The following is a 207-nucleotide window of genomic DNA, read 5'->3' as shown; positions in this document are numbered from 1 at the left end:
TGTCGCCTCGTACAGCGGGATCGCATTTTCCAGATCACCCACCGCCTGGTAGACGGCAGCGAGGTTGTTACGGGAGGCCAGCGTGTTCGGGTGGTCGGGATCCAGCATCCGCTCGCGATCGCTCAATGTCGCCTCGTACAGCGGGATCGCATTTTCCAGATCACCCACCGCCTGGTAGACGGCAGCGAGGTTGTTACGGGAGGCCAG

General features: G+C 62.3%; 1 protein-coding gene. It reads right to left on the bottom strand.

Annotated elements, in window-relative coordinates; all coding sequences use genetic code 11:
* Positions 1-207, bottom strand: a 207-nt coding sequence (locus ADK67_RS17120; protein ID WP_157620497.1) for a tetratricopeptide repeat protein, incomplete at both ends; no start/stop codon positions are given.

It is taken from the genome of Saccharothrix sp. NRRL B-16348, from assembly GCF_001280085.1.
Lineage (GTDB): Bacteria > Actinomycetota > Actinomycetes > Mycobacteriales > Pseudonocardiaceae > Actinosynnema.
Note: the sequence above shows the minus strand (reverse complement) of the source record. Positions and strands in the feature narration are given on the sequence as shown.